This window comes from uncultured Paenibacillus sp., from assembly GCF_963515335.1.
Lineage (GTDB): Bacteria > Bacillota > Bacilli > Paenibacillales > Paenibacillaceae > Paenibacillus_I.
In genome coordinates this window covers 21,411-46,673 of record NZ_CAUPYC010000028.1, presented here as the reverse complement: position 1 = coordinate 46,673, position 25,263 = coordinate 21,411, and the positions used below count along the sequence as shown (strand labels likewise).

The window sequence follows — 25,263 nt, the reverse complement described above, 5'->3', positions numbered from 1 at the left end:
CGGGTTTGTTTGCTATTGTCTTTTTATTGCAACTGAGATTTATTTTCAGGATAGAAAAATAACTGTCAAGCAGGAAAACGCCAACGACTGGGCGAAATTTATTTTGATACATGTTTTCTCGACGTCTTCAACGTTTAACGCCAGCTGCGGGACGGTTTTGTCTTTATTGGAATATAGTTGTTGACTAAGGCATACTGAATTGGGTGGGTAATGACGTTATGAAAGAACAATTTTCGCGGCTGTTCGGTCTGGCTGACAAATCGGGTCAAGAGGATCGATCGACTCAAGATGAAGTCAAGCAAATACCGATTGCTGAAATCGACACAAGCCCTTATCAACCACGAACGATTTTCGATGACGATCGGATTGATGAGCTTTGCCAGACGATCAGGACGCATGGCGTCATTCAACCGATTGTTGTGCGTATACGCAACCGGCGGTATGAGATTATTGCGGGCGAGCGGCGCTACAGAGCGGTGAAGAAGCTTGGATTGGAAACGATCCCGGCTATTGTGCGGGAATTTAACGATTCACAGGCGGCTTCGATCGCCTTGATTGAAAATTTGCAGCGCGAAGGACTGACCGCGATCGAAGAAGCGGTTGCTTACCAGAAGCTGATTGAGCTGCACAGCCTGACCCAGGAAAGCTTGGCCCAACGGCTGGGCAAAAGCCAATCAACGATTGCCAATAAGCTCCGGTTATTGCATTTATCGGAGCCGGTTAAGCAGGCGCTTATGGAACGAAAAATTACGGAACGGCATGCCCGGGCGCTGCTTATGCTCGATTCGGAGGAGCTTCAGGTAAAACTGCTTGAAGACGTCGTTTCCAAAGAATTGAATGTGAAGCAGACGGAATCGCGAGTCGCCTTCTTTAAAGAAGCCGCAAAAGTGAAAAAGTCCAAACGGATTTCATTTACGAAGGACGTTCGGCTGGCGCTGAATACAATCCGGCAATCGATTGATATGGTATCCGGTTCGGGGCTGCAAATCAAGAAGGATGAGAAGGATTACGAGGACCATTATGAAATCGTAATTCGGATCCCGAAACGGTAATCGGGCTGCACGATGCACTTCATATCCTAACCGTTTGCGAAAGCGGCCAAGCTGCCGCTTTTTCTTTTACCATATAAGAAAGTATAAGTGGTCAGGCAGTTCAAAACTTAAACCTTTCTTAATTGGCAATAAACCTGCCTGCTTACGAAGTGGATTGCTCCGCAATCCTGTAGGTCGCTCATCTTCGAAAGGCTTCGATAGAGGTTTTCTCACCGTATCAGAAAGTATGAGTTTTGCGCGCAGCAGCAAACTCAACCTTTCTCGATCGGCGATAAAAACTTCCGCTAAACGCGGTCGTTCCTCTTCGAGTGACTTCGATAGAAGTTTTTCTCATTAAGTCTTTATATTCCTTATGGGGTCCCCGATAAGTATGATCGAAAGCTGCATGGATGCAAGTCGAAGATGAGCGACCATGAGTAGCGGAATCGTTCGATGCGAGTGGACTAGACAGTCCGGTCGTCCGAATACGCTGCGAAGTTTGGTTTCACTTTTTGGGAAGCATTCTGCGTTTCTGCCTACCGGAGGTCCGTCCGATGAACCGAGTAGGCGCCTGGATGGTTCGCATTTACAACATACGAATGATGCATAACCGCGAAGCGGCATAGTTACAAGGACTTGGAAAATGAGTCTTATAAGCGGATGCGGACCAGTGCTGTACTCATTTTATCTTCGGACAGACATTTTGCATGAAATTGGGGTGACCGGATTGTCCAAAATCATAGCTATTACGAACCAAAAGGGCGGCGTCGGCAAAACAACGACTTCCGTTAACTTAGGTGCTTGTCTTGCTTCTCTCGGGAGAAAGGTTCTTCTTGTGGACATTGATCCGCAGGGGAACACGACAAGCGGCATCGGCATCAACAAAGCCGATGTGAGCAATTGCATCTATGATGTTCTTATTAATGAGGTGCATCCCAAGGATGCTATGGTAGAGACGAATATACCAGGTTTGACGCTTATTCCGGCTACCATTCAGTTGGCGGGGGCGGAGATCGAACTGGTACCGACGATTTCGCGCGAGGTACGGCTGAAAAAATCGTTATCACAGGTCAAGCATATGTTTGATTATATTTTAATCGACTGTCCGCCATCGCTCGGCATATTGACGATCAATTCGCTGACGGCGGCCGATTCGGTTATCATACCCATCCAATGCGAATATTATGCGCTTGAAGGGTTGAGCCAGCTGCTCAATACGGTTCGGCTTGTCCAGAAGCATTTAAATACGTCGCTTCAGATCGAAGGCGTGCTGCTGACGATGTTCGACGCGCGGACCAACCTGGGCATTCAGGTCATTGAAGAAGTGAAGAAATATTTTCAACAAAAGGTCTACCAGACTGTCATTCCGCGTAATGTTCGTCTGAGCGAGGCGCCTTCTCACGGCCAATCCATTATTACCTATGATCCGAGATCGAAAGGCGCTGAGGTTTATCTTGAATTGGCGAAGGAAGTGATTACTTATGAGCAAGCGGCTAGGTAGGGGGCTGGATGCCCTCATTCCTTCATTGTCGGTGAATGATGACGACAAGGTCATTGAAATCAATCTTTCTCAGCTAAGACCGAACCCGTATCAACCACGAAAAACGTTCGATGACGACGCCATAAAGGAATTGGCGGAATCCATAAAGCAGCATGGCGTCATCCAGCCGATCATTGTACGAAGTGTCGTTAAAGGGTATGAGATTATAGCCGGGGAGCGCCGTTTCCGGGCTTCGCAATTAATCGGCAGCTCGACGATTCCGGCGGTTATTCGAAGCTTCTCCGACCAGCAAGCGATGGAAATCGCGCTTATTGAAAACCTGCAGCGTGAAGACCTGAACGCGATGGAACTGGCGATTGCTTATCATTCCATCATGGATAAGTTCAACCTGACGCAGGAGGAGCTTTCCCTGAAGGTGGGGAAGTCGCGCTCTCATATCGCCAATTTTCTGAGACTGCTGACCCTGCCGCCAGAAATCAAAGAAAATGTTTCACGTGGAACATTATCGATGGGACATGCAAGAGCGCTGGCCGGAGTCAAAGAGGACACAAAGAAGCGGGAGCTTGCGAAGCTGACGATCAGTAATGAGTGGAGCGTCCGTGAGCTTGAGGAAACGATCCAGCGGCTGGAACGCAAAGGCAGCCAGGAAGAGCAGACGAAGGCAAAGACAAAAAAACGCGATCCCTATATTCAAGAGGTGGAAGAGTCGTTAAGAGAACGTTTCAAAACAACGGTTAAAATCAAACAGCAGAAAGATAAAGGGCGGATTGAGCTGCTTTATTATAACAAGCAGGATCTGGAGCGGCTGTTGGAAATGCTGGAGAAGCTAGCGTAACGCCATAGCTACAAAAGGATAGCATACCTCGCGTTGTAATCTTTCGATGGAAAGATTAAACTAGGTATGCTATTGTTTTGCCGCTGAAGGCAGTCTGACTGAAATCCAATCGGGTAGGAATATGAAGGGGCGCATTGATCATGAATCAGCAGACGGATCGTCTGATCTATTTGGACCACGCGGCGACCTCATGGCCGAAACCGCAATCGGTGCTGGATGCCGTACAGGAAGCGATGGTTCGCCAGGCGGCGAATCCGGGAAGGGGAAGCCATCGGATGGCGGTGAGCGCAAGCCGCGTCCTTTTTGACGCCCGCAAAGCGTTGGCCAAGCTGTTTGCCATCGCCAATCCCAACGATATCGCGTTAACTTTTAATACGACCATTGCGCTGAATATGGCGATTAAAGGGCTGCTGCAACCGGGAGATCATGTGGTGGCGACCGCGGTGGAGCATAATTCCGTCAGGAGGCCGCTTGAATATTTGCGACGCACGGCAGGCGTCGATATTGCTTATGTGGAAGCGGATGAGCAGGGGGCTATTCGTTCCGAGGCCGTTGAGAAGGCCCTGCTTGCGAATACGAAGCTCGTCGTCGTCAACCACAGCTCCAACCTGCTTGGTTCCATTGCGCCGGTAGCGGAAATCGGCACGATTACAAAAAATCACGGCGCCAAGCTGCTCGTGGATGCCGCGCAGAGCGCGGGGATTCTGCCGATTGATGTGGAAGCAATGGGGATCGACCTGCTGGCCTTTCCGGGGCATAAAGGGCTGTTGGGGCCGCAGGGAACGGGAGGGCTATATATACACTCCGCCTTGACGCTGGAGCCGCTTCTGCACGGTGGAACCGGCTCTCAGTCGGAGGCGGTGCAGCAGCCGGACGTCAGGCCGGACCGCTACGAATCCGGCACGCACAATACGCCGGGGCTTGCCGGACTGGCAGCCGGCGTAAGGTTCGTCCTGCATGAGACAGTGGAAAAGATCCATAATAAAGAGTGGACCCTTTCACAGCGATTGATGGAGGGATTGCTGAGGATAGACGGCATTCGGGTGTTAGGGCCTGAGCTGGGCAAGCCCAGGACAGGTATTGTGTCATTTATTATCGACAACGCGGATCCGTCGGAAACGGCCTTTATACTGGATCAGCATTACGGCATTGCGGTCCGCTCGGGCTTCCATTGCACGCCGCTTGCGCATGAATGCGCAAAAACCACCGATACCGGTGCGGTGCGGGCGAGTGTGGGATATTTCACAACGGAAGCGGATATCGACGCACTGATCGGGGCCGTCGCGGAAATCAAACGTCATTATTAAAGGCTGACAAACGCCGGACATGGGGGAGAACGGGATGGAGAACTTGACGACCGGCCAATTGGGACTATATATCGTTGTACTGACTTTAATCATTCTGGCGATGATGATCGGCATGATGAGAACGAGCAGCAAGCTCAAACGTTTAAGCAGGCAGTACAGGGCGATGATGGACGGCAGCGGAGTAGCGGATCTGGAGCAGGTCATTGCCGATTTGCAGCGCCGGCTTCAAGCGAAGGAATCCGAAGCGGCGGCCCAAGTCGCGGAGATGGCGCAGCTGCGCGAGGGTCTGCGCCGGACGAAAGGGAAAGTCGGTATCAGGCGCTTCAACGCATTTGAGGGACAGGGCAGCGATTTGAGCTTTGCCGTTGCGATTATGAATGAGGAACAGGACGGAATTGTGCTTAGCGGCATTCACACCCGTGAAGAAACCTATATGTATGCAAAGCCGGTCGAGAACGGCGAATCCTCCTATCCGCTGACCCCGGAGGAGCGAAATGCCATTACTCTTGCCTTGCAGCAGAAATAGCGGCCTTTCGCATCGATGAAGTAATGGCTAGATATAGACTTTGGGCGATCATGTCCGCCATACGCATGACAAGGTGAAGACGGGTATTCTGGAGTACGAAATACTCCATGAATCCTCCGACGTTAACGATTCCGGTAATATGCATGTCACCGACCGGAGGCAGGTCCTTGTTGACGCCGGCGCCCGGTCGGACCGGGCCGTCTCCGACCTGTATGCAGCCTACGCTGGCGACTTGTCCGAGACAGGCATCGATGCCGATAATGAACGGATCGGGCAGGTTGCTATGAATGGTGCGCAGCGTTTCTTCCAGGTTCATGGCGTGAACGGGTTCTTCCAGCGTACCGTATAAATCAAACGAGGAACGGCGGTATTTGTTCAAATGAGTGCCGACAAGCGGGCCGAGCGAATCGCCGGTAGACCGGTCGGTACCGATGCAGACGATGACGATCCGCCGGTCGGGCTCAAGTGATTCCAGGTATGAGGCCAATCGATTGATCAACATGACGCCGGCGTTCGATTCCGTATATGGAATCTTGAAGCTTGTATCTTTTCGGCTTGCCGTTCTCATAGAATCCCCTCCGCTCACGGTTGCCGGCCGATGATTCAAACCGGGGCCGGCGTTGCATCGCATCTTGAAGTATTACTTATTATATGGACAGAAAAGGCATAATATACTTGGGTTGCTTGAAAAACAGCCGAAAAGATGCAGATAAGGGGGATACGGGGTGCTGATTGCCTTCGACTCGACACAGCAGGCGCTGCGTGCGGAAATGCTGCTCGAATATGCCGACATCGAAATCGACATTCGCCCCACGCCCAAGGAAATTACCGCCGGGTGCGCGTTGTCGATCGATTTTCCGCAGGAGAGTCTGCCTCAGGTAAAGAGAGTCATAGTAGAAGAGAAGGTTGAAATAAGAGGAATATTCGACCGGACGGATACCGGGTATATTCCGGTAACGCTTTAACCGAAGCAAGCAAGAATGATTGAGGAAAGGAGCAAGGCTTCTATGAAGGATGACTGGAATTCGGTTCTGGATAAAACGACGGGCTGGTTTCTGGATGAAGCGATGTGGATCGGACTAGGCATAACCGTCTTGCGGATTCTGCTGATCCTGGCCATAAGCCGGGTGGCGATCTGGCTGATCCATAAGGCGATCACTTACGCGATTCTAAACCGGAATCCGTCAAGGCTGCGCGTGGAGCAGCGGCGGCTCCTGACGGTGGGCAAGCTGCTGAAAAATGTAGCGTCGTACGTCGTACACTTCATCACACTTATGCTCATACTGGCAGAGTTCAACATCGATCTGGCGCCGCTGCTTGCCGGTGCGGGCGTAGTCGGTTTAGCGATCGGGTTCGGCGCGCAGAGCTTGGTGAAGGATGTGATAACCGGGTTTTTCATTATCTTGGAAGACCAATTCGCGGTCGGGGATGTCATTCAGACGGGCCAGTTCAAAGGAACGGTAGAGGTGATCGGACTGCGGGCGACGCGGTTGAAAAGCTGGACGGGCGAGGTGTATATTATACCGAACGGCTTGATTAACGAGGTGACGAATTTCTCGCTCGGCAATGCGCTGGCGATCGTTGATATATCCGTGGCTTATGAAGAGGACATGGACAGGGCGATCGAGGTGATCAAAAATACGGTCATGCAGGTGAAGCATGAGAGCTTGGCGAAAACGCCCGAGGTGCTCGGTGTGCAGGCGTTGGGCGCTTCGGAGGTGACGCTGCGGGTGATCGCGGAATGTTTGCCCAACACGCAGGCCATCGTGTCCCGGCTGCTGAATGCGGAAATCAAAAAGGCGCTCGACACGGAAGGGATCGAAATACCTTATCCGAAAGTAGTGACTTACCATAAGGGAGAAAAGGGAGGCGCGTGACCGTTGGAACGAAAAGTTTTCGAGCTCGGCGACGTCGTCCAGATGAAAAAGCCCCATCCGTGCGGGGCCAATGAGATGGAGGTCATTCGCATGGGGATGGACATCCGGATCAAATGCATCGGCTGCAAGCACAGCGTATTGGTGCCGAGGGCGAAATTCGAGAAAAATATGAAGAAGGTCGTGCGGAGCGCCGCAGTTTCGAACGAAGCGGAAGGGCAGGGAACGGATCGTTAGCGCGCATCTCTCCCGGCACGCGTTGAGGCGCTGGATGGCGGACCGAACCGGCTGGAAGAACGAATATTCTGACTTTGCCCGGCGCCCGTTATTACATGTTTTGGCTGTTGCATCGGACAAGCCGGTGTGCTAGAATGAATCTTGCTTGTGAAAAATGGAGAGGTACCCAAGAGGCCCAAGGGGGCTGACTCGAAATCAGCTAGGCGTGTCAAAGCGTGCGTGGGTTCGAATCCCACCCTCTCCGCCACTACATACGTTGACTAACCTTCTACGACCGACTGTGTCGTGGGAGGTTTTTTATTGTATAGGAAAGTATGATGAAGGAGCCCGTTTCGGCAGCGCGAAGAAAAAGGGCCCTTGCGGGCCCTTTCCGACGGTGGTTGATGGTTGAGTCTTCAGCATCTTCCTCAAGCGATCAGAAACAGGTGCATCCTAAAATGCGCGTGTGTTGCAGACGACGTGTCTTTGGCACATCCCTCCGCTTCTAAGCCGATTCGATCTGTTCCTCCTGCGGTTGTTGCGCCAGTAGGACCAACGGAACCACACCTCTCTTCGCACCGTCATTAAATAGGATGACCCGATGCGGGACGGATTATGCATCCGTCGGGCCAGCTTTTGTGGCCAGTCATTTGACGCTACTTCAGCCGCTTCCACTTGCGGTTATGGTTCGAGGTGTCGGGGAAACGCTCGCCTTTTTTAAGTGAAATTTTTTTCGGGTCATTTACGCCCATATGGAACGACTGTTCGCCGACTTCGATGTAGACCCCGTCGTTCGGCGCCCTGTGCCCGGGATCGAATTCCGACCATTCGCCCATGCGGAATACCTCCTTTCGAGGATCGACTACAGGGTTAGTGTGCGCAGCGTCCTTCCATCGGATGACCGGAACAATGTGGCGGTCCGCCGTTCGCGCGGAGAAAATAAGGAGAAATAAGGGTTGCTATAGCAAGCTTGTCTTTGATATAATATTCCGGTATGCGAGAATTCCTCGCTCCTTGCTCCTTGCAAAGGAGCCGCTTAGTCCAGAAGGAGGTGAATCAAATGCGCAAATACGAAGTGATGTACATTATTCGTCCGGAGGTTGAGCAGGAAGCTGTTCAAGCGCTCGTCGAAAAATTCAATGGCATCATCGGAACCAGCGGAGAAGTCACGAAGCAAGACGTGATGGGCAAACGCCGCCTTGCGTATGAGATCAATAAGATTCGTGACGGCATTTACGTGCTGGTCCACTTCAATGCTTCTTCCGAAGTCATTGCAGAACTAGACCGCGTCATGAAGATTACGGATGAAATCATCCGCTACTTGATCGTCAGAGACGTAGCGTAATCATGCGATTATGCGCAAGGGATGTTAACCGATTGGGAGGTTAATAACCAATGTTGAACCGTGTCATTCTAATCGGGCGGCTCACACGAGACCCCGAAATGCGATATACGCCGTCCGGTGTGGCGGTTACGCAATTTACGCTGGCGGTCGACCGTCCGTTTACGAGCGGCGGCGGCGAGCGGGAAGCCGATTTCATTCCGATCGTCACATGGCGGCAGCTGGCCGAGACTTGCGCGAACTATCTGCGCAAGGGCAGGCTCGCAGCCGTTGAAGGCCGCATGCAGGTACGCAACTACGAGAACAACGAAGGCAAGCGGATTTACGTGACGGAAGTCATCGCCGACAACGTTCGTTTCCTTGAGTCGGCGAACCGCGAGGGCGGAAATCGCGACGAATCCGGCGGCGGATACAGCGGCGGCGGAGGCGGCGGAAGCTACGGCAGCGGCGGAAGCGGAAGCGGCGGAGGCAACTACGGCGGCGGCAATGCCGGCGGCCGGGGGAATGCTTCGCGGAACGACAACGATCCGTTCTCGGATGACGGACGACCAATCGATATATCGGAAGATGATTTGCCGTTCTAAGGCATGGGGGCGACGCCCTTGGCCGGTGAATGATTTTCGACGAAAGGGAGGATAATGAACATGGCTTTCAAACCAAGAGAAGGCGGCGACGGAGAGCGTCCGGAACGCAAGTTCGGCCGCAAAGGCGGACGCAACAAGCGCCGCAAAGTTTGCTTCTTCACGGTCAACAAGATCACGCACATTGACTATAAAGACACCGACCTGCTCAAGAAGTTCATCAGCGAGCGCGGCAAAATTTTGCCGCGCCGCGTGACGGGAACGAGCGCGAAATATCAGCGTATGCTGACGATCGCGATCAAGCGCTCGCGTCAGGTAGCCTTGCTGCCTTACACGACGGAGTAGTTGTCGTTCAAGCATCGGGCACCCTTGGAGCTCTCATTATGAGAACTCCAAGGGTGCTTTTTGCAGGATGGGACAAACGGCAGAGTGCAGAAGCGTTAACGGTTCAATTCCGGGAGGGACATCATGGCCATCGGCAGATGTATTCGAACGGCAGGACGGACGACGAATTATCTTTTTTACCGGGGTATGGTCGACTGTTCCCTACGGCTGCTGGGTTATTGAGCTTCGGCTTAGCCGGCTCCGCCCAGTTCATCGTAGCGGGGATGATGGCGGCAGGCAAATTGACCGAAAACCGAAATCGCCGACCGCTGGATGTTAGGTCTGAACGTAACGGCGCATGTGAATTGGATAGCGGCCAATTTGGCCGGCGCGATCAGGGGGGCATAGATCGCGGTTCCGCGGCAATACGGGCTCGATTATGCGCTGCCGGCGATGTTCGTGGGCCTATTGGTCATGCAAATCGGCAGCCGTTGATGTCTATGGAAACGGACGAATCCGGCATTTCAGCGGCAATGATTCCGGCCGGCCGCGAACGGGTATAATAATGAAAAAAACGTACACACGACGTACACGACTGCGAAGGAGTGAAGATCTATGCCGAACTCAGATGATAGAGAGCGAACGGCCAATACGGCGGCCGATATTACGACGTCCAACGATCAACAGAATCAAGCGTCGACAGATCCGGCGGCCGATGCCGTGGAAGGCATGGTGGACAACGTGCAGGCTGCTTTCCAAGGGAGGAAAAAGGAAGAGCGCCATTAGTCGGGGGATAGGCAGATCCGAATCGATTGACAAGCAAACGGCCTCCCGTCTTGCCGGGAGGCCGTTTTTCTCCGGTCACAGCTTGCCGGCCTGCCTCTCCGCCAAATCGCCGATGAGCGGAAGCTTGAAGAAGCGGCCTTGGACCGCCAGCAGCATGCAAGCGAACCAGAGAATCAGCGTCAGCGGACCCAGGATGAGTCCCAACAGCCATCCGATGATGGGGATGAAGCCGAGCACGGAATGGATCACGATAAGAGACAAGGACAGCAGGGTCGATTGCAAAGCATGAAACTTCACGAACTTGCTGTCCTTTTCGATCGCAAGAAATAAAATTCCAGTCACGAAGCCGAGCAGATAGCATAGTAAGCCTACCAGCTTCGGATCTAGGCCGGTCGACGATTTCGGCACATACGGCTCGCTCATCCGATTCCCTCCCCTTTCTTATCATGACCTCCATCGGAGACCCTCACGGCCATTGTATTCGTCCAAGTCCCCTGTTATGTCTGCACAAGCTGGCCGTCATATAAGAGAATCCATGCATGTTTGCCGGAATGCCATGCCGTGTATATCGTGTATGGTGAAGGAAGCAGGATACGTATGTCGAAATTCCGGGACGCAAGCGGTCCGGATGTCCGGATAAGTTTACCCATGCCAACGACGAACCGGGGCACGAGAAGTTTGTTGTCAAAGCGGGGCAACCGCTCTACAATGGAATAGACGCGCTGAATTACGTCCGTTTCCGGGAGGATGCGGGCGGCGACATGGCTCCCGAGAGGATGGTCGGGCTTGCCAAAAGCATGGTTGCGGCGGACAGCCGGACGATTTACAGCCATACGCTGAAGGGTGAGGATCGGCGGGAAAATGGCGCTTGGTATTATTTTGCGGATGAGGAAGACGTGGAGAAGGCGAAAGGCTGGATTGAGGCTTGGTTGAATGAAGCGACGCCGAAGCCGCTGCTGCCGCTGCCGGACCGGTACGCAGCCGGATCGGCCGTAAGCGAGGGGGAAAGTACGATGAACATCGCGTTTTTTCTGCTGCCGAAGCAGGAGGTTGTGACTGTCACGGCTGACGCGACGCTCCGTCAGACACTGGAGCGGATGGAGTATCACCGTTATACGGCCGTACCCATTCTCAATGCGCAAGGCGGCTACGCGGGTACGGTTACTGAAGGCGACCTGTTGTGGTATATGAAGAGTCATCCCGAGATCACGTTTGAGCACAGCCACCGGGTCAAGCTGTCGGATGTGCCGCTCCGCCTGGACAACCGGACCGTGCCGATCGATGCGAGAATGGAAGATTTGATTTCGCTGGCGAAGGTGCAGAACTTCGTGCCTGTGGTCGACGATATGAACCGGTTCATCGGGATCGTCCGCCGAAGCGACATTATCGATTATTGCGCCGGCGCCATGGTGGAGCATGTGAAGTCCGGCAAGGAGACGGCCGCGGCCGGATCGAACGAAGGATAAAAGTGGAGCATCGGCCGTCGGAGCCGTCCCGATTGAGGACCATTAGCGCATCGGGATAGATTGGACATAAGGTGAGGTGCACGTCAAAACAGCAATATCGATGTGAGAAAAAAGGGCATGCCGGGGCCGACCGGGGTGCCCTTTTTCTTCCGCCTCCGGAAGGGGTCGTGGAACGCCTTGCGGTGGGACAAGCCGGTGGTGCTGCCCGCCTGTTGCCCGCTTGTTCCCATGTGTTCAAGCCGCACTTTATGCTATAATGGGGAGTAAAGCTTATGCGCCGAGGAGTGAAAGGTTTGAAGACGGGAACCCGACCGCTGCTGTGGAGCGCCGCGGCATTGCTGCTGCTGCTGTCCGTCGCCGTACCGGTCGTCAATATGGTCACAATCATGCTGCTGCTCGTCCCTTTTGCCGTTTTATATGTCATTTTGCCGGTGGGATCGTTCGCCGTCCATGTAGCGGCGGTGTGGTTCGCCGCTTTTGTTATCATGGGGCCTGCCGCGCTCATGATCGGTTTTTTCTTCATCGTTCCGGCGTTCGTCATGGGTGAGCTGTACCGCAGGAAAACCGCCGCAAGAACAGTCATGACCGGCGTTACCCTGACGCTGCTCGGATTGTTCCTGCTTGAGCTGGCGGCCTTGTCGTTTATTTTCGATATCCAGCTCATCGGCGAGATGGGACGCCTCATTCGGCGCAATTTCGAGTCGCTTGCCGATGAGGGCCTGCTTCCGACGGACGTATGGACGCCGGACATGACGGAGATACTGATCGATTCAATGGTTGCCTCGCTGCCGATGGCGCTCATTGTCATCTCGTTCATTTATGCGGCGTTCTCGCATTGGGCGGCCAGAAGGGCCCTGCTTAAATCCGGCGTCGAGGTGCCGGCCTTCCGGCAGGCGAAGGACTGGATGCTGCCGAGAACGTTCGTCCTTTATTATTTGATCGTGATTGTGCTCGATTTTCTCACGCCGGAGCAAGACGGCTCGTTCCTGTCGGTCGTCGTGATCAACCTGTTGCCATTGTTGCGGTTCGCTTTCACGGTGCAGGCGATCGGGTTTTTCTTTTTCCTGGCCGCACAGAAGAAATGGCACCGTTCGGTGCCGCTCCTCCTCGCGGTGCCGGTGCTGCTGTTCCCGCCGCTCAGCCTGATCGGCGTGCTGGATGTCGCGTTTCCGATTCGGAAATCGTTTGTGAGACCTTGAGTACAGGGGCGAATGGGAGATGCCGAAGTTTTTAATGAAACGATGGCACGGGATGCATCATGTATGGGCGCTCGTGATTATTATCGCATTGACGCTTGCGCTGGCATGGTATCAATGGGTGCTGGGCCTGGTCGGCCTCATGCTGACCGGCGCGATGGCCGTATATACGATTATGGCGGAGCGGGCTTTTCGCCGCGATTTGAAAATCTACCTGGGCACGCTGTCGCACCGGATCAAGAAAACCGGGAACGAAGTGATCAGCGATCTGCCTTTCGGTATTCTTTTATTTAACGAGGAGCGGGTTGTGGAATGGCATAATCCGTTCGTCGCGCGGATGCTGGATCGCGATTCGGCGGTCGGCGTTCCGTTGTCCGAGCTGTTTCCGACGCTGCAGCTGAAGGACCGGGACAAGGAAGACGCAATCGAGATTGCGCTCGGCGACCGAACCTACGAGCTGCTGTTGAATCAGGGAGAGCGTCTGCTCTACATACGCGACATTACGGCCCGTGTGCAAATGGCGAGGCGGTATGAGGATGAGAAGCTTGCGCTCGGCGTCGTCATGATGGACAATCTCGAGGAAGTTACGCAGGGGATGGACGATCAGCAGCGTGCCGCGCTGCTGTCGAAGGTAACCGCGGAAATTACGGAATGGGCGCAGCGTTATCAGCTGTATTTGCGCCGGTTGACGTCCGACCGCTATCTGATCATCACGGATCATAAAACATTGAAGCTGCTGGAAGCGTCGCGCTTCGTCATTCTGGACGAAGTCAGGGAAATGACGTTCGACAATAAAATTCCGATGACGCTCAGCATCGGCATCGCATCCGGCGCCGCCAACGTCATCGAGCTGGGTCGGTGGGTGCAGGCCAGCCTGGACGTTGCCCTCGGCCGGGGCGGCGATCAGGCCGCCGTGAAGGTAGGCCAGCGCCAGACGTTCTACGGCGGCAAATCGAACGCCGTCGAGAAGCGAACCCGGGTGCGCGCCCGGGTTGTGGCCCATGCACTGCGCGACCTGATCAAGGACAGCGACAACATCGTCATTATGGGGCATCGGATGCCCGATATGGATGCGATCGGAGCGGCGATCGGCGTTTTGAAGGCGGCGCATCTTTTTCAGAAGGAAGCCTGCATTGTGCTTGAGGGCGTCAACCCCGCGATCCAGAAAATGATGGAGCTGCTGAAGGATGAGGAGCAGCTGTCGAAGCGGTTCGTCACGCCTGAGCAAGCGATGGGGCTGGTCGGCCCGCGGACGCTCGCCGTCGTCGTGGATACGCACAAGGCATCGATGGTGAAGGAGCCGAAGCTGCTGTCGTTAACCGACCGGATCGTCGTCATCGACCATCACCGGCGCAGCGAGGAGTTTATTACGAATCCGGTGCTTATCTATATGGAGCCGTATGCCTCTTCGACATGCGAGCTCGTCGCGGAGCTTCTGCAATATATTCATGAACGTGTCGCGCTTGACGTGACGGAAGCGACCGCACTGCTCGCGGGCATTACGGTTGACACGAAAAATTTCTCGCTCCGCACGGGAGCGCGCACCTTCGAGGCGGCCTCGTTCCTCCGGCGCAACGGCGCGGATTCGACGCTTATTCAGCGGATGCTGAAGGAGGATCTCGAGGAGTTCAACAAGAAAGCGGATATTATCAAGCATGCGGTCATCCATTACGAGCATGTCGCGATCGCGGTAACGGAGCCGGGCCGCAAGTACTCCCAGCTGCTGATCGCGCAATCGGCGGATACGCTGCTCAATATGACGGATGTGCTCGCATCGTTCGTGGTCGCGGAGCGGACGGACGGCCTGATCGGGATCAGCGCCCGCTCGCTTGGACATATGAATGTGCAGATCGTCATGGAACGGATGGGCGGCGGCGGCCACCTGACGAACGCCGCGGCGCAGCTCGAAGGTTCCGTGACCGCCGCCGCGGCGAAGCTGATGGGCATTCTGGATGAAATCGAGAAGGAAGAGGGGTTGTTCGAATGAAGGTTATATTCCTGCAGGACGTAAAGGGGCAAGGCAAGAAAGGCGAAGTGAAGAACGTTTCCGAAGGGTATGCGCGCAATTTTCTGCTGCCGAAAGGGCTCGTGAAGGAAGCGTCCGAAGGCAACATCAAGACGCTGGAGGTGCAGAAATCTTCCGAGCAGAAGAAGAAGGCGCAGGAGAAGGAAGAAGCGCAGAAGCTCGCAGCCCGGCTGAATGAGACGACTGTCGTCGTCAAGACGAAGGCCGGCGAGGGCGGACGGCTGTTCGGCGCGATTACCAGCAAGCAAATTGCCGAAGCGCTGGCGGCGCAAGGCTTTACGATCGATAAACGCAAAATCGAGCTGGATGAGCCGATTCGGGCGCTCGGCGTAACGCAAGTGGCGGTGAGGGTATATCCGGACGTAAAGGCGACGCTCAAGGTGCAGGCGGCGGAAGAGTAACGATGGGACGCATCCGCTTTTGGGCGGCATCGCCGCCGGGAAACAATTGTTCGGGAAGGAGTACGGAACGATGAATCACGAACCGATGTTTGACCGCGTTCCGCCGCAAAATCTCGAAGCCGAGCAGGCGGTGCTCGGCTCTATCCTGCTTCAGGCGGAAGCGCTCGTCACGGCGATGGAGCGGCTCGGCAGCGAGGATTTCTATTCGCCCGAACACGGGCTGATCTATGAAGCCATGATCGAGCTCGGCGAAGACAACCAGCCGATCGATCTCGTGACGCTGACCGCTTGGCTGCAGAACAAGCAGCATCTGGAGGAGATCGGCGGCGTCAGCTACCTGGCGAAGCTCGTCAGCGGCGTGCCGACGGCGGCTAATGTCGATTACTACGCCCAGATCGTCGAGGAGAAGTCGCTGCTGCGGCGGCTCATTCGGACGGCGACCCAAATCGTGCAGAACGGCTATGCCGCCTCCGAGGACGTCGGCGTGCTGCTCAGCGAGGCGGAGTCCCGCATTCTCGAAATCGCGAACAACCGGTCCAGCAGCGGGTTCATCTCGATCCGCGACGTGCTGATGGAGGTGTTCGAGAAGGTCGAGTTCCTGTACTCCCATAAGGGAGGCACGACCGGCATCCCGTCGGGCTTTCAGGACCTCGACAAAATGACCGCCGGCTTCCAGCGGAGCGACCTCATTATCGTTGCCGCACGACCGTCCGTCGGCAAGACGGCGTTCGCGCTGAACATCGCCCAGAACGTGGGCGTGCGGGCGAAGGAAACGGTCGCGATCTTCAGTCTCGAGATGTCGGCCGCCCAGCTCGTGCAGCGGATGATCTGCGCCGAGTCGAACGTCGATGCGGGCCGGATGCGGACGGGCTTCCTGGAGGGCGACGATTGGGAGAAGCTGACGATGGCGATCGGCTCCTTGTCGGAGGCGAGCATTTATATCGACGATACGCCGGGCATCACCGTTGCCGATATTCGCGCCAAATGCCGGCGGCTCAAGAAGGAGAAAGGGCTAGGCATGATCCTGATCGACTACCTGCAGCTCATCCAGGGCCGCGGCAAGGCCGGCGAGAACCGGCAGCAGGAGGTATCCGAAATTTCGCGGACGCTGAAGCAGATCGCGCGTGAGCTCGAGGTGCCGGTGATCGCGCTGTCGCAGCTCAGCCGGGGCGTCGAGCAGCGGCAGGACAAGCGGCCGTTGATGTCCGACCTTCGGGAATCGGGCTCGATCGAGCAGGACGCGGATATCGTCGCGTTCCTGTACCGGGACGATTACTACGATAAGGAATCCGAGAAGAAGAACATCATCGAGATCATTATCGCCAAGCAGCGTAACGGCCCGGTGGGCACCGTCGAATTGGCGTTCCTCAAGCAATTCAATAAATTCGTAAGCATCGATCGGGTGCATGACCCCGGAATGGCCTCATAAATTCCGAACAATTACAGGATATATTCTTGTGATCGTTCGTTTTTATCGGTTGACATCGCGTATACGTACTGCTAAACTAAGGATGCTGCCTTCAGAATCCGAGAACCGGGGAATCCCCCGCGGCTTGTAGGCGGTAAATTTCTTGTGCGCTTCATTTGCACACGTGCGGGGGTATGAGCATGTCTACGGTTGTGGTTGTCGGAACCCAATGGGGGGACGAAGGAAAAGGCAAAATTACCGATTACCTGGCGGAAGGCGCGGACGTCGTCGCCCGTTATCAAGGCGGTAACAACGCCGGGCACACGATTCTTATCGATAACAAGAAATACAAGCTCACCATGATCCCGTCGGGTATTTTCAATCTTGATAAAACATGCGTGATCGGCAACGGAATGGTCATCAATCCGGCCGCGCTGATCGACGAAATCCATTATATCCACGACAACGGCTTCTCTACGGACAATCTGAAAATCAGCGACCGCGCTCATGTCATCATGCCGTACCACATGGTGCTGGACGCGCTGGAAGAGGACCGCAAAGGCGACAACAAAATCGGCACGACCCGCAAAGGGATCGGCCCTTGCTATATGGATAAAGCGGCACGGAACGGCATCCGGATCGCCGACCTGCTGGACGCCGAAGAATTCGAGTCGAAGGCGCGCCGCTTGATCGAAGACAAGAACCAGGTGATCCGTCAGGTATACGGCGGCGAGCCGCTTGACGCGGACGTGATCGTTCGGGAATATCTCGGTTTCGCCGAGGTGCTGCGCAAATATGTAACCGATACGTCGGTCGTGCTGAACGATGCGATCGATGCCGGTAAGAAGGTGCTGTTCGAGGGCGCGCAAGGCGTTATGCTTGACATCGACCAGGGCACGTATCCGTTCGTTACGTCGTCCAACCCGTCGGCCGGCGGCGTGTGCATCGGCTCGGGCGTGGGCCCCTCCAAGATTCAGCAGGTCATCGGCGTGGCCAAGGCGTACACGACCCGCGTCGGAGACGGCCCGTTCCCGACGGAGCTGCACGACGACACCGGCAATTGGATCCGCGAGAAAGGCCATGAGTACGGCACGGTCACCGGCCGTCCGCGCCGCGTCGGCTGGTTCGACAGCGTCGTCGTCCGCCATGCCCGCCGCGTGAGCGGCATCACGGGCCTGTCGCTGAACTCGCTCGACGTGCTCACCGGACTTGAAACCGTCAAGATCTGCACCGGCTACAAGTACCGCGGCGAAGTGATCGAGCACTACCCGGCAAGCCTGAAAATGCTGGCCGAATGCGAAGCGGTGTACGAGGAAATGCCGGGCTGGAGCGAGGACATCTCGGGTGCGAAGACGCTTGAGGATCTGCCCGCGACGACCCGCCGCTATCTGGACCGCGTATCCGAGCTGACGGGTATTCCGATCGCGATTTTCTCGGTCGGACGCAACCGCGAGCAGACGAACCCGGTTGTGCGCATCTATCCGTAAATCAATCGAATCGGCTAACCGCCGAGGTTTCCCGCGAGCCGGGATGCCTTGGCGGTTTTTTCGTCCTGCAATAACCAGCCTTATGATCCGGTTGTTCGGAAATACACCGTGGCGATGCCCGGAGGCGTCCTCATCTATCAAGTGCATGTTAACCGTTCAGGCGAAACAACCGCGGTACGGGCCGCACATTTTCCCATTTCGCAGGAATGTACCGGCAGCGATTCGACCATACTGGCATATATGTCCCTTTGCGGGGAAAAGTATGATAGAAAAGGAAGGATTGCTATGTGGAAAATGTTCGGCTGGCTGGGAAGGACCGTCGCGGCCGCGCTGATCGTCAGCTTCCTGGCGATATGGACATCCGGCTACATCGTCACCAGCTATGTGGAAACGCTTATCAAGCAGTATAATCTGCCGCTGGAGACGCAGCCTTTTGCCCTGTCGGGGCTGTGGGGAAAGCTGTGGGGAGCGGAAAATATCGAGACACCGGACGGAGCGGCGGCCGCGGAGTCGGCAAGCGGCGAAGGCAGAAGCACGGAAAAGAGCGATGGCAGCACGAATGAAATCATCAATGGAAATGACGGCAAAGCGGAAGCGGGAGCCTCCGAAGAAGACAAATCCGCTGCTGAGGCGGCGGACGATTCGGCTATCGAATCCGCGCCCGTGACAGGCATAGGCGCAGGGTTGGGACCGGAGACCCAAAGCGCACAAGGCACGACAGGGGAAACCGTCCTGACGCCCGATGAGATTGCGGAGAAAAAGGAGTTGATGAGCGAAGAGGACCGCGGCAAGCTTTTTGCGCTGCTTGTCAGCCGTTTGCCGCAGGAGGAGTGGCAGACCATCTCCGTTTACGTCGAAGACGGGCTCACCGGAACGGAAATGACCAATGTCCAGCAGATTGTCGCAAAATATCTGAACCAGGCGGAATATGACGAAATGATGGATATTCTGAGTAAATATTAATGCTTAAGTAGGATACCTCGGTTGCCCGGCTTGTAAAGGCTATGTTAAAGTAGAAGGCGTAATGACCCGGATGGGAGCATTCCGCCTTTTGCGGCGGATGATGATACAGACATCTGATTGTTGGCAAAGGAGAAGAACATGACCGTTTTCAGGAACCGAGACCGGGAAGGGCGGACGGGGACAGGCGCAGCGCCTTCCGCCATCGGCCGCCGGTTGCAAGACTGGAAAGGCAAGATTCGGCATCGAGCCGCAAGCATGAGCGTTTCGTTCGCATACGCCGGAAAGAAGAAACTTTTGTTTGCAGGAGGAGCGCTGGCGCTTCTCGCTGTCGTCGGATTCGGCGGTACCTATTATGTGAAATCCAACACAATCGATTATGCGCGCGTTCTGCGGAACGGCGTGGCGGTCGGAACGGTGAGCGACCCCAAAGTCGTTGAGGATTTGCTGGGCCGCAAGCTGGAGCAGGCGGAGCGGCAGTATCCGGGTATACGGATGGCGGTGGATGCAGGCGAGATTACATATGAGCGCGGCAGCGGTTTCAAGGCGAAGACCGATGATGAAGCGACGCTGGCCAAGCTCGAGGGAATGGTCGCCGCCCATGCCGTCGGCGTGGAGGTGCGTGTGAACGGGAAGCTGATCGGCATCGCGAAGGATGAGCGGACAGCCGACGCCGTGCTGAAGCGGGTGCAGGGCAAATTCGCGCCGGAGCGCCGGGCGGCGGCCGGGCCGAAGGTTGAAGTGACGGCGCTGGCGTTCAATGCGAAGACGAAGCCGGCGGCAGCGTCGCAACCGGATATCGCGTCGGTCAAATTCGTGGAAAAGGTCGACACCGGCAGCGTTGACGTCGATCCGGAGCGCATCCAGGATGCGGACACCTTGTATAAGCGGCTTGTCACCGGCAATGCGAAGCCGACGAAGTATACGATTCGGGAAGGCGACTGCATCGGCTGCATCGCCGACAAATTCGACATCTCGCCGCAGCTGATTTACCGGAACAATCCGTGGCTCAAGGGCGAAGAGATCAAGGCCGGCGAAGTGCTCGACCTGACCGTGCTTCAGCCGCAGCTGACGGTGGAGACGGTGGAGAACGTCACCGAAACGGAGGTCATCGAGCCGGCCGTTATCGTGCGGAAAAACGACCAAATGCGCGCGGGGCAGCAGAAGACCATCCGCCAAGGGGTGGCCGGCTCCAGGCAGGTCACGTATAAGCTTGTGAAGCAGAACGGTTATCTGATGAGCGAGGAGCTCATCAACCAACAAATCATCGAACCGGCGATTCCGGCGATCGTCATGAAGGGCACCAAGGTCATACTCGGCGAAGGGACAGGCAATTTCGCCTGGCCGGTCAGCAACCCGACGCTGACGAGCAGCTTCGGCGAGCGCTGGGGCCGTCTGCATAAGGGTCTCGACATGGTCGGCGGCAGCAGCATTCTGTCCGCGGACAACGGGGTCGTCGAATTTGCCGGCACGAGGAACGGCACCGGCAAGACGATCATCATCGATCACCAAAACGGTTACAAAACGGTTTACGCCCATTTAAGCAAAATCGACGTCAAGCAGAATGCGGTCGTCGAGAAGGGCGATAAGATCGGCGTCATGGGCAATACGGGCAATTCCTTCGGTGTACACCTGCATTTCGAGATTCGCAAAGACGGAAGAGTGCAAAATCCGATGAAGTATCTATAATCGATTGCGCGTTATAAAGGCATCGCAGCCGGCGGGAGGTCCGAAGGCTGCGGTGCCTTTTTGCCTGCCGCTTCGGGGCTTTCCGCGCGCGAGAAAATGTGGAAAAGCGATAGAACTTTCATTGGGACGGGCGTGCGGCTTGTGGTAAAATGAAAAGGAATGGATACAGGCGGGGCAGGTGGTGAAGAAATGCAAGGAAAAATTCTGGTGGTGGACGACGAGCAGCCGATTGCGGATATTTTGAAGTTCAATCTGGAGAAAGAAGGCTACCGGGTCGTCTGCGCTTTCGACGGCGGCGAAGCGGTCCGGCTGGCGTATGAGGAGAATCCGGATTTGATCCTGCTGGACCTGATGCTCCCCGTCAAGGACGGCATGGATGTGTGCCGCGAGGTTCGCGCCCGCATGCAGACGCCGATCATTATGCTGACCGCGAAGGATACCGAGCTGGACAAGGTGCTCGGCCTGGAGCTCGGCGCGGACGATTATGTCACGAAGCCGTTCAGCACGCGCGAGCTGCTGGCCCGCGTGAAGGCGCATCTGCGCCGCCAGACGAAGCTGCGGGAGGCCGGCGACGGCGGACAGGAGGAAGAGCCGGAGAAGCAGGGACTGAAGCTGTTCAATCTTTTCATCGATACCGATATGTACGTGGTCTGCAAGGACGGGGAGCCGCTTGACCTGACCCACCGTGAATACGAGCTCGTTTATTATATGGCGCGCAACAGCGGCAAGGTGATGACGCGCGAGCATCTGCTGCAGGCGGTATGGGGCTTCGAATATTTCGGGGATGTCCGGACGGTCGATGTGACGATCCGCAGGCTGCGCGAGAAGATTGAGGACGATCCGAGTCGGCCGGAATATATTCTGACCCGCAGGGGGCTCGGCTATATGATGCGCAACCCGAAAACGGGCGGATTCGGCGCGGGATGAGAAGGGGCCGGCTGTTCCGCACGATTCAGGTCAAGCTGATTATTATTTATGTCCTGCTCATTCTCATCGCCATGCAGCTGATCGGCGTCTATTTCATCAGCACGATGAAAACATCGCTTACGGATTCGTTTACGAGCAGCCTGAGCGAACAGACGAACATGCTGACCGTGCTCGTCGAGGATACGCTGACGAAGGCGGCGGGCGACAACGAGGCGACGGAGGAGGAAATCTCCGCGGAGCTGAACAGCCTGCTCCGCTCGCTTTTCGACATCAGCGAAGCCGATATCCAGATTCTCGACGCGAACGGCAAGGTGCTCGCCACCTCCGACCAGGCCCAGCAATCGATCGTCGGGCGCAAAAATACGACGCTCGCGGTCATCCGCGCGCTGCAGGGCATCTCGAATATCGAAGAGGATATCATCGACGGCGATAATGTGCGCAAAAAGGTGATTGCCCGTCCGGCCTACGAATACGGCCGCAACGTCGAGCCGAGGAGGGTGGTCGGGGCGGTCTACATCGTGGCCTCGATGAAGGATTTGTACGAGACGGTCAACCGGATCAACCGGATTTTCGTCTCCGGCATGCTGATCGCCCTTGGCCTGACGGGCGTGCTCGGCGTACTGCTGGCCCATACGATTACGACCCCGATCAAGGGGCTGACCCGGCAGGTGTCGGCCGTTGCGGAAGGGAAGTTCGACAAGCAGGTGCCGGTATACGGCGACGACGAGATCGGACAGCTGAGCGAAGCGTTCAACCATATGACGGTGCGGCTGCAGGAAGCGCTGTCCGCCAACGAGGAAGAGAAGGAGAAGCTCGCTTCCATTCTGGCCAATATGAGCGACGGCGTCATCGCGGCCGACGAGAACGGGCTTGTGATCGTCACGAACCGGCGCGCAAGGGAAATGCTCGACGTGAAGGAAGGCACGGGCCAGCCGCTTGCCGTGCTGCTCGGCATGCCGGAAGACAAGGTCCATGAGCTGCAGACGGGCGTTCAGCATTCCACCCTGCTCCGCAAGGAGCTGGAGAACAGCGAGGAGGAATGGCTGCTCCGCGTTACGTTTACGCCGATTCACCGGCGGGACAAGACGACATCCGGCACGATCGCCGTCCTGCAGGACGTCACGGAGCAGGAGAAGCTCGAACGGTCCCGCCGCGAGTTCGTGGCGAACGTCTCGCATGAGCTGCGCACGCCGCTGACGACGATCAAGAGCTATGTCGAGGCGCTGGATGACGGGGCGCTGGAAGATAAGAATCTGGCCGGCCGGTTCGTGGGCGTTATCCGCGGCGAGTCGGAGCGGATGATCCGGCTGGTGACCGACCTGCTGCATCTTTCCAGGCTCGACTCGAACCAGGCGCCGCTCAGGCGCAAGGCGGCAGGGGTGCGGGAGATGCTGGAGGAGGTTTCCGACCGCTTCTCGTTCCAGATGCGGCAGAAGTCGATCGGAAGCTCCGTCCTGATTGAGGACGGCATCGAGAACGTCTGGCTCGACCGCGACCAGATCGACCAGGTGCTGGACAATCTGATGTCCAACGCGATCAAGTATACGCCTGACGGCGGGCATATCGAGATCGCGGCGCGCAAGCCGGATGCTTCGTCGGTGGCGATCAGCGTCAAGGATAACGGCATGGGTATTCCGCAGCGGGATATCTCGCGGATTTTCGACCGGTTTTTCCGCGTCGACAAGGCGCGTTCCCGCAATATGGGCGGCACCGGGCTCGGTTTGTCGATTGCCCGGGAAATAATCAAGGCGCACGGCGGCACGATCGAACTGGAGTCGGAATGGAACGAAGGCACGACGGTTACGTTCACGCTGCCGACGGTCCATGAAGGGGGCGAAGCCGTATGATCGAGAGGATCAAGACAGGCGCTCTTGTCGTGCTCGTCATGCTTAGCCTGCTGCAAAGCTATTTGCTGGCTTACAGCTTTCCGAACCTGGGAGCGACCGTGACGGCGGAGCAGGAGTACATTCCGACGGAGACGATGGGCCAGGCGCAGAAGATCGATCAGGTCCTTTTTCCCGAGGATATCGTCCTGCATATGGGCAAGGATCGGCATACGGTGCTGTATCCCGACATGACGTTCTATAACAATATTTACGCGGATATCCGCGAGGGCGAGTACCGAAGCTTCCAACGAACGCGGGTCGACCGGACGAACTGGAACGAGCTGCGGGCGCAGGCGGCCGGTGTCGAGCTTCGTTTCGGGAAGGGCGTGCCGGTCACGCTGCTGCAGCGGGTCGTGCCGCGGCTTGAAGGCGATATCCTGTTCATGGGCGATTCGATCGAGCGGATCTGGATCATGAAGCGGGCCGACAATGAGACGCCGAAGGCTTATTTCTTCAGCACGGACGGCGTTACCGTATATGAGTCGAGCCAAAGCGACCTGTCGGCGCAAAGGCTGCAGCGGCAAGTGGGATACGGGGCTTATCTGCCGGCCTATACCCTTTGGCGGGGCTCTATCTATATTCCGCAGCAGCCGGTGGAGGCCGTCGAGTACCGGTTCGGCTATGCGTCGTATTCGCCGGAGCAGATGCAGCGCAACCTGTTTTTCGACCAGGCGAAGACACGCAACCTGAAGGATTATGACGGAAATCAGATTTACACGGACGGCAAGCGCGGGCTGAAGCTGGAGTCGAACGGCACCTGGATGGTCTACACCGATCCGGTGGCGATGCTTGATAGTCCCAACAGTCTGGCGGACAACACGCTGGCCGCCTTGCAGTTCGTCAATCAGCACGGCGGATGGGACGGCGTTCACCGGTTCGTCGGGCCCGGTCCGGAATCGGATAACCGCAGCATCGTGTTCCAGCAATATTTCGGCTCGTATCCGCTGCTCGATTCGCCGAACCTGCGTTACGGTCAAATTCAGCTTGAGCTGGAGCAGGGCGTCGTCCGCAATTACGAGCGTTCCCTCCTGACCCGCGGAGAGCGCCGGGGCGAAAGCACGGTCCGCTGGCTGCCCGGCGGAGAAGGGCTTCGCAGCGCATTGAATCAATTCGCCCGGCGGGGCGAGATCGAGGCGGTGTTTCCGGCGCTGGTCGTCGCGCAGCAGCACGGAGATAAAGGCGTCGAGCCGGCGCTGGTGATGGAGCCGGTATGGGCTGTGCGCCTGGCCGACGGCGCACAGGCAACGATTGCGCAGGCTTGGGCGGCAGGCTTCAAGCCGGAGACGGAGCCGGTCGTGCAGCCGCCCGCCGGAGCGGGACCGGATGCGCCGAATGGCGCCGGCCCGGGAAGCGGGGATATTCCTCCCCGCACCGGCGGGCTGCAGGATCCGGGCTTCGGGTCCGGGTCATTGCTGCCGGATGACGGGGAGCCGGCGGAACCGGCGCAGCCGGGGGATTCGGCGGGCGGGGGCGGTTGAGCCGTCCGTCCGGCAA

27 protein-coding genes, 1 tRNA gene and 1 pseudogene are annotated in these 25,263 nt (G+C 56.4%); 26 read left to right on the top strand and 3 right to left on the bottom strand.

Annotated features, from left to right (window positions below; all coding sequences use genetic code 11):
• From RWM61_RS10975 to RWM61_RS10950, 6 genes are all read left to right on the top strand, one after another.
• On the top strand, positions 1-184 hold a 184-nt coding region (locus tag RWM61_RS10975), incomplete at its 5' end, for a hypothetical protein (protein WP_314000588.1).
• 34 nt (positions 185-218) lie between these two features.
• Positions 219-1,052, top strand: coding sequence for a nucleoid occlusion protein (noc, locus tag RWM61_RS10970; RefSeq protein ID WP_314000586.1), 834 nt, complete (start codon positions 219-221; stop codon positions 1,050-1,052).
• A 706-nt stretch (positions 1,053-1,758) separates the two neighbouring features.
• Positions 1,759-2,532, top strand: coding sequence for an AAA family ATPase (locus RWM61_RS10965; RefSeq protein ID WP_314000584.1), 774 nt, complete (start codon positions 1,759-1,761; stop codon positions 2,530-2,532).
• Entirely contained in the window at positions 2,513-3,367 is an 855-nt protein-coding gene (locus RWM61_RS10960; RefSeq protein WP_314000582.1) for a ParB/RepB/Spo0J family partition protein, read from the top strand. Before RWM61_RS10965 ends, RWM61_RS10960 begins: the two co-directional genes overlap by 20 nt.
• Positions 3,368-3,507: 140 nt before the next feature.
• Positions 3,508-4,674: an aminotransferase class V-fold PLP-dependent enzyme gene (locus tag RWM61_RS10955; protein WP_314000580.1), complete on the top strand. Its 1,167-nt coding sequence runs from the start codon at positions 3,508-3,510 to the stop codon at positions 4,672-4,674.
• 34 nt (positions 4,675-4,708) lie between these two features.
• A complete protein-coding gene (locus RWM61_RS10950) occupies positions 4,709-5,200 on the top strand; it encodes a DUF4446 family protein (RefSeq protein ID WP_314000578.1) in 492 nt (163 codons plus the stop codon).
• Here the strand turns inward: RWM61_RS10950 and yyaC are convergent.
• The gene (yyaC, locus tag RWM61_RS10945; protein WP_314000576.1) at positions 5,175-5,768 is read right to left on the bottom strand and encodes a spore protease YyaC; all 594 of its coding nucleotides are present in this window, start codon (positions 5,766-5,768) and stop codon (positions 5,175-5,177) included. The two genes, RWM61_RS10950 and yyaC, sit on opposite strands and share 26 nt — an antisense overlap.
• A gap of 157 nt (positions 5,769-5,925) precedes the next feature.
• On the opposite strand from yyaC, the gene RWM61_RS10940 reads away from it, so the two are divergent.
• From RWM61_RS10940 to RWM61_RS10925, 4 genes are all read left to right on the top strand, one after another.
• Positions 5,926-6,165 (top strand): DUF3343 domain-containing protein, encoded by a 240-nt coding sequence (locus RWM61_RS10940; protein ID WP_314000574.1) that lies wholly within the window; start codon positions 5,926-5,928, stop codon positions 6,163-6,165.
• 42 nt (positions 6,166-6,207) lie between these two features.
• Positions 6,208-7,077, top strand: a complete 870-nt coding sequence (locus RWM61_RS10935; RefSeq protein WP_314000572.1) for a mechanosensitive ion channel family protein — start codon at positions 6,208-6,210, stop codon at positions 7,075-7,077.
• Between the two features lie 3 nt (positions 7,078-7,080).
• The gene (locus RWM61_RS10930) at positions 7,081-7,311 is read left to right on the top strand and encodes a DUF951 domain-containing protein (RefSeq protein WP_314000570.1); all 231 of its coding nucleotides are present in this window, start codon (positions 7,081-7,083) and stop codon (positions 7,309-7,311) included.
• 156 nt (positions 7,312-7,467) lie between these two features.
• A tRNA-Ser gene (locus RWM61_RS10925) sits at positions 7,468-7,558 on the top strand.
• Between the two features lie 388 nt (positions 7,559-7,946).
• Here the strand turns inward: RWM61_RS10925 and RWM61_RS10920 are convergent.
• A complete protein-coding gene (locus RWM61_RS10920; protein ID WP_314000568.1) occupies positions 7,947-8,126 on the bottom strand; it encodes a YjzC family protein in 180 nt (59 codons plus the stop codon).
• 224 nt (positions 8,127-8,350) lie between these two features.
• Here RWM61_RS10920 and rpsF point away from each other — a divergent pair, with 224 nt between their 5' ends.
• The 5 genes and pseudogenes from rpsF to RWM61_RS10895 all read left to right on the top strand — a co-directional run bounded on the left by rpsF (position 8,351) and on the right by RWM61_RS10895 (position 10,323).
• Positions 8,351-8,635, top strand: a complete 285-nt coding sequence (gene rpsF / locus RWM61_RS10915) for a 30S ribosomal protein S6 (protein ID WP_314000565.1) — start codon at positions 8,351-8,353, stop codon at positions 8,633-8,635.
• A 50-nt stretch (positions 8,636-8,685) separates the two neighbouring features.
• The gene (ssb, locus tag RWM61_RS10910) at positions 8,686-9,216 is read left to right on the top strand and encodes a single-stranded DNA-binding protein (protein WP_314000563.1); all 531 of its coding nucleotides are present in this window, start codon (positions 8,686-8,688) and stop codon (positions 9,214-9,216) included.
• Positions 9,217-9,276: 60 nt separating this feature from the next.
• The gene (gene rpsR, locus RWM61_RS10905; RefSeq protein WP_314000561.1) at positions 9,277-9,558 is read left to right on the top strand and encodes a 30S ribosomal protein S18; all 282 of its coding nucleotides are present in this window, start codon (positions 9,277-9,279) and stop codon (positions 9,556-9,558) included.
• 303 nt (positions 9,559-9,861) lie between these two features.
• Positions 9,862-10,029, top strand: a pseudogene (locus tag RWM61_RS10900) (branched-chain amino acid ABC transporter permease); the annotation flags it as partial.
• 123 nt (positions 10,030-10,152) lie between these two features.
• A complete protein-coding gene (locus RWM61_RS10895; RefSeq protein ID WP_314000559.1) occupies positions 10,153-10,323 on the top strand; it encodes a hypothetical protein in 171 nt (56 codons plus the stop codon).
• Positions 10,324-10,398: 75 nt separating this feature from the next.
• Here RWM61_RS10895 and RWM61_RS10890 read toward each other — a convergent pair whose 3' ends face one another.
• The gene (locus RWM61_RS10890; protein WP_314000556.1) at positions 10,399-10,746 is read right to left on the bottom strand and encodes a DUF4870 domain-containing protein; all 348 of its coding nucleotides are present in this window, start codon (positions 10,744-10,746) and stop codon (positions 10,399-10,401) included.
• Positions 10,747-11,336: 590 nt separating this feature from the next.
• Between RWM61_RS10890 and RWM61_RS10885 the strand changes: the two genes are divergently transcribed.
• The 11 genes from RWM61_RS10885 (at position 11,337) to RWM61_RS10835 (ending at position 25,247) form a co-directional block, all read left to right on the top strand.
• Positions 11,337-11,789, top strand: a complete 453-nt coding sequence (locus RWM61_RS10885) for a CBS domain-containing protein (protein ID WP_314000597.1) — start codon at positions 11,337-11,339, stop codon at positions 11,787-11,789.
• A 284-nt stretch (positions 11,790-12,073) separates the two neighbouring features.
• Positions 12,074-12,988 (top strand): DUF2232 domain-containing protein, encoded by a 915-nt coding sequence (locus RWM61_RS10880; protein ID WP_314000595.1) that lies wholly within the window; start codon positions 12,074-12,076, stop codon positions 12,986-12,988.
• Positions 12,989-13,007: 19 nt separating this feature from the next.
• Positions 13,008-14,972: a DHH family phosphoesterase gene (locus RWM61_RS10875; protein WP_314000554.1), complete on the top strand. Its 1,965-nt coding sequence runs from the start codon at positions 13,008-13,010 to the stop codon at positions 14,970-14,972.
• Positions 14,969-15,412, top strand: a complete 444-nt coding sequence (rplI, locus tag RWM61_RS10870) for a 50S ribosomal protein L9 (RefSeq protein WP_314000552.1) — start codon at positions 14,969-14,971, stop codon at positions 15,410-15,412. The genes RWM61_RS10875 and rplI overlap by 4 nt, the downstream gene beginning before the upstream one ends.
• 70 nt (positions 15,413-15,482) lie before the next feature.
• A complete protein-coding gene (gene dnaB / locus RWM61_RS10865) occupies positions 15,483-16,841 on the top strand; it encodes a replicative DNA helicase (RefSeq protein ID WP_314000550.1) in 1,359 nt (452 codons plus the stop codon).
• A 179-nt stretch (positions 16,842-17,020) separates the two neighbouring features.
• A complete protein-coding gene (locus RWM61_RS10860) occupies positions 17,021-18,307 on the top strand; it encodes an adenylosuccinate synthase (RefSeq protein WP_314000548.1) in 1,287 nt (428 codons plus the stop codon).
• Between the two features lie 285 nt (positions 18,308-18,592).
• Complete coding sequence (locus RWM61_RS10855; protein ID WP_314000546.1) at positions 18,593-19,270, top strand: hypothetical protein; 678 nt, start codon at positions 18,593-18,595, stop codon at positions 19,268-19,270.
• A gap of 138 nt (positions 19,271-19,408) precedes the next feature.
• Entirely contained in the window at positions 19,409-20,956 is a 1,548-nt protein-coding gene (locus RWM61_RS10850) for a peptidoglycan DD-metalloendopeptidase family protein (RefSeq protein ID WP_314000543.1), read from the top strand.
• Between the two features lie 189 nt (positions 20,957-21,145).
• A complete protein-coding gene (yycF, locus tag RWM61_RS10845) occupies positions 21,146-21,883 on the top strand; it encodes a response regulator YycF (RefSeq protein WP_314000541.1) in 738 nt (245 codons plus the stop codon).
• Positions 21,880-23,730 carry a cell wall metabolism sensor histidine kinase WalK gene (gene walK, locus RWM61_RS10840; protein WP_314000539.1) on the top strand — a complete coding sequence of 617 codons (1,851 nt, stop codon included), beginning with the start codon at positions 21,880-21,882 and terminating at the stop codon, positions 23,728-23,730. Before yycF ends, walK begins: the two co-directional genes overlap by 4 nt.
• A complete protein-coding gene (locus RWM61_RS10835; protein WP_314000537.1) occupies positions 23,727-25,247 on the top strand; it encodes a two-component system activity regulator YycH in 1,521 nt (506 codons plus the stop codon). Before walK ends, RWM61_RS10835 begins: the two co-directional genes overlap by 4 nt.
• Positions 25,248-25,263: the final 16 nt, after the last annotated feature.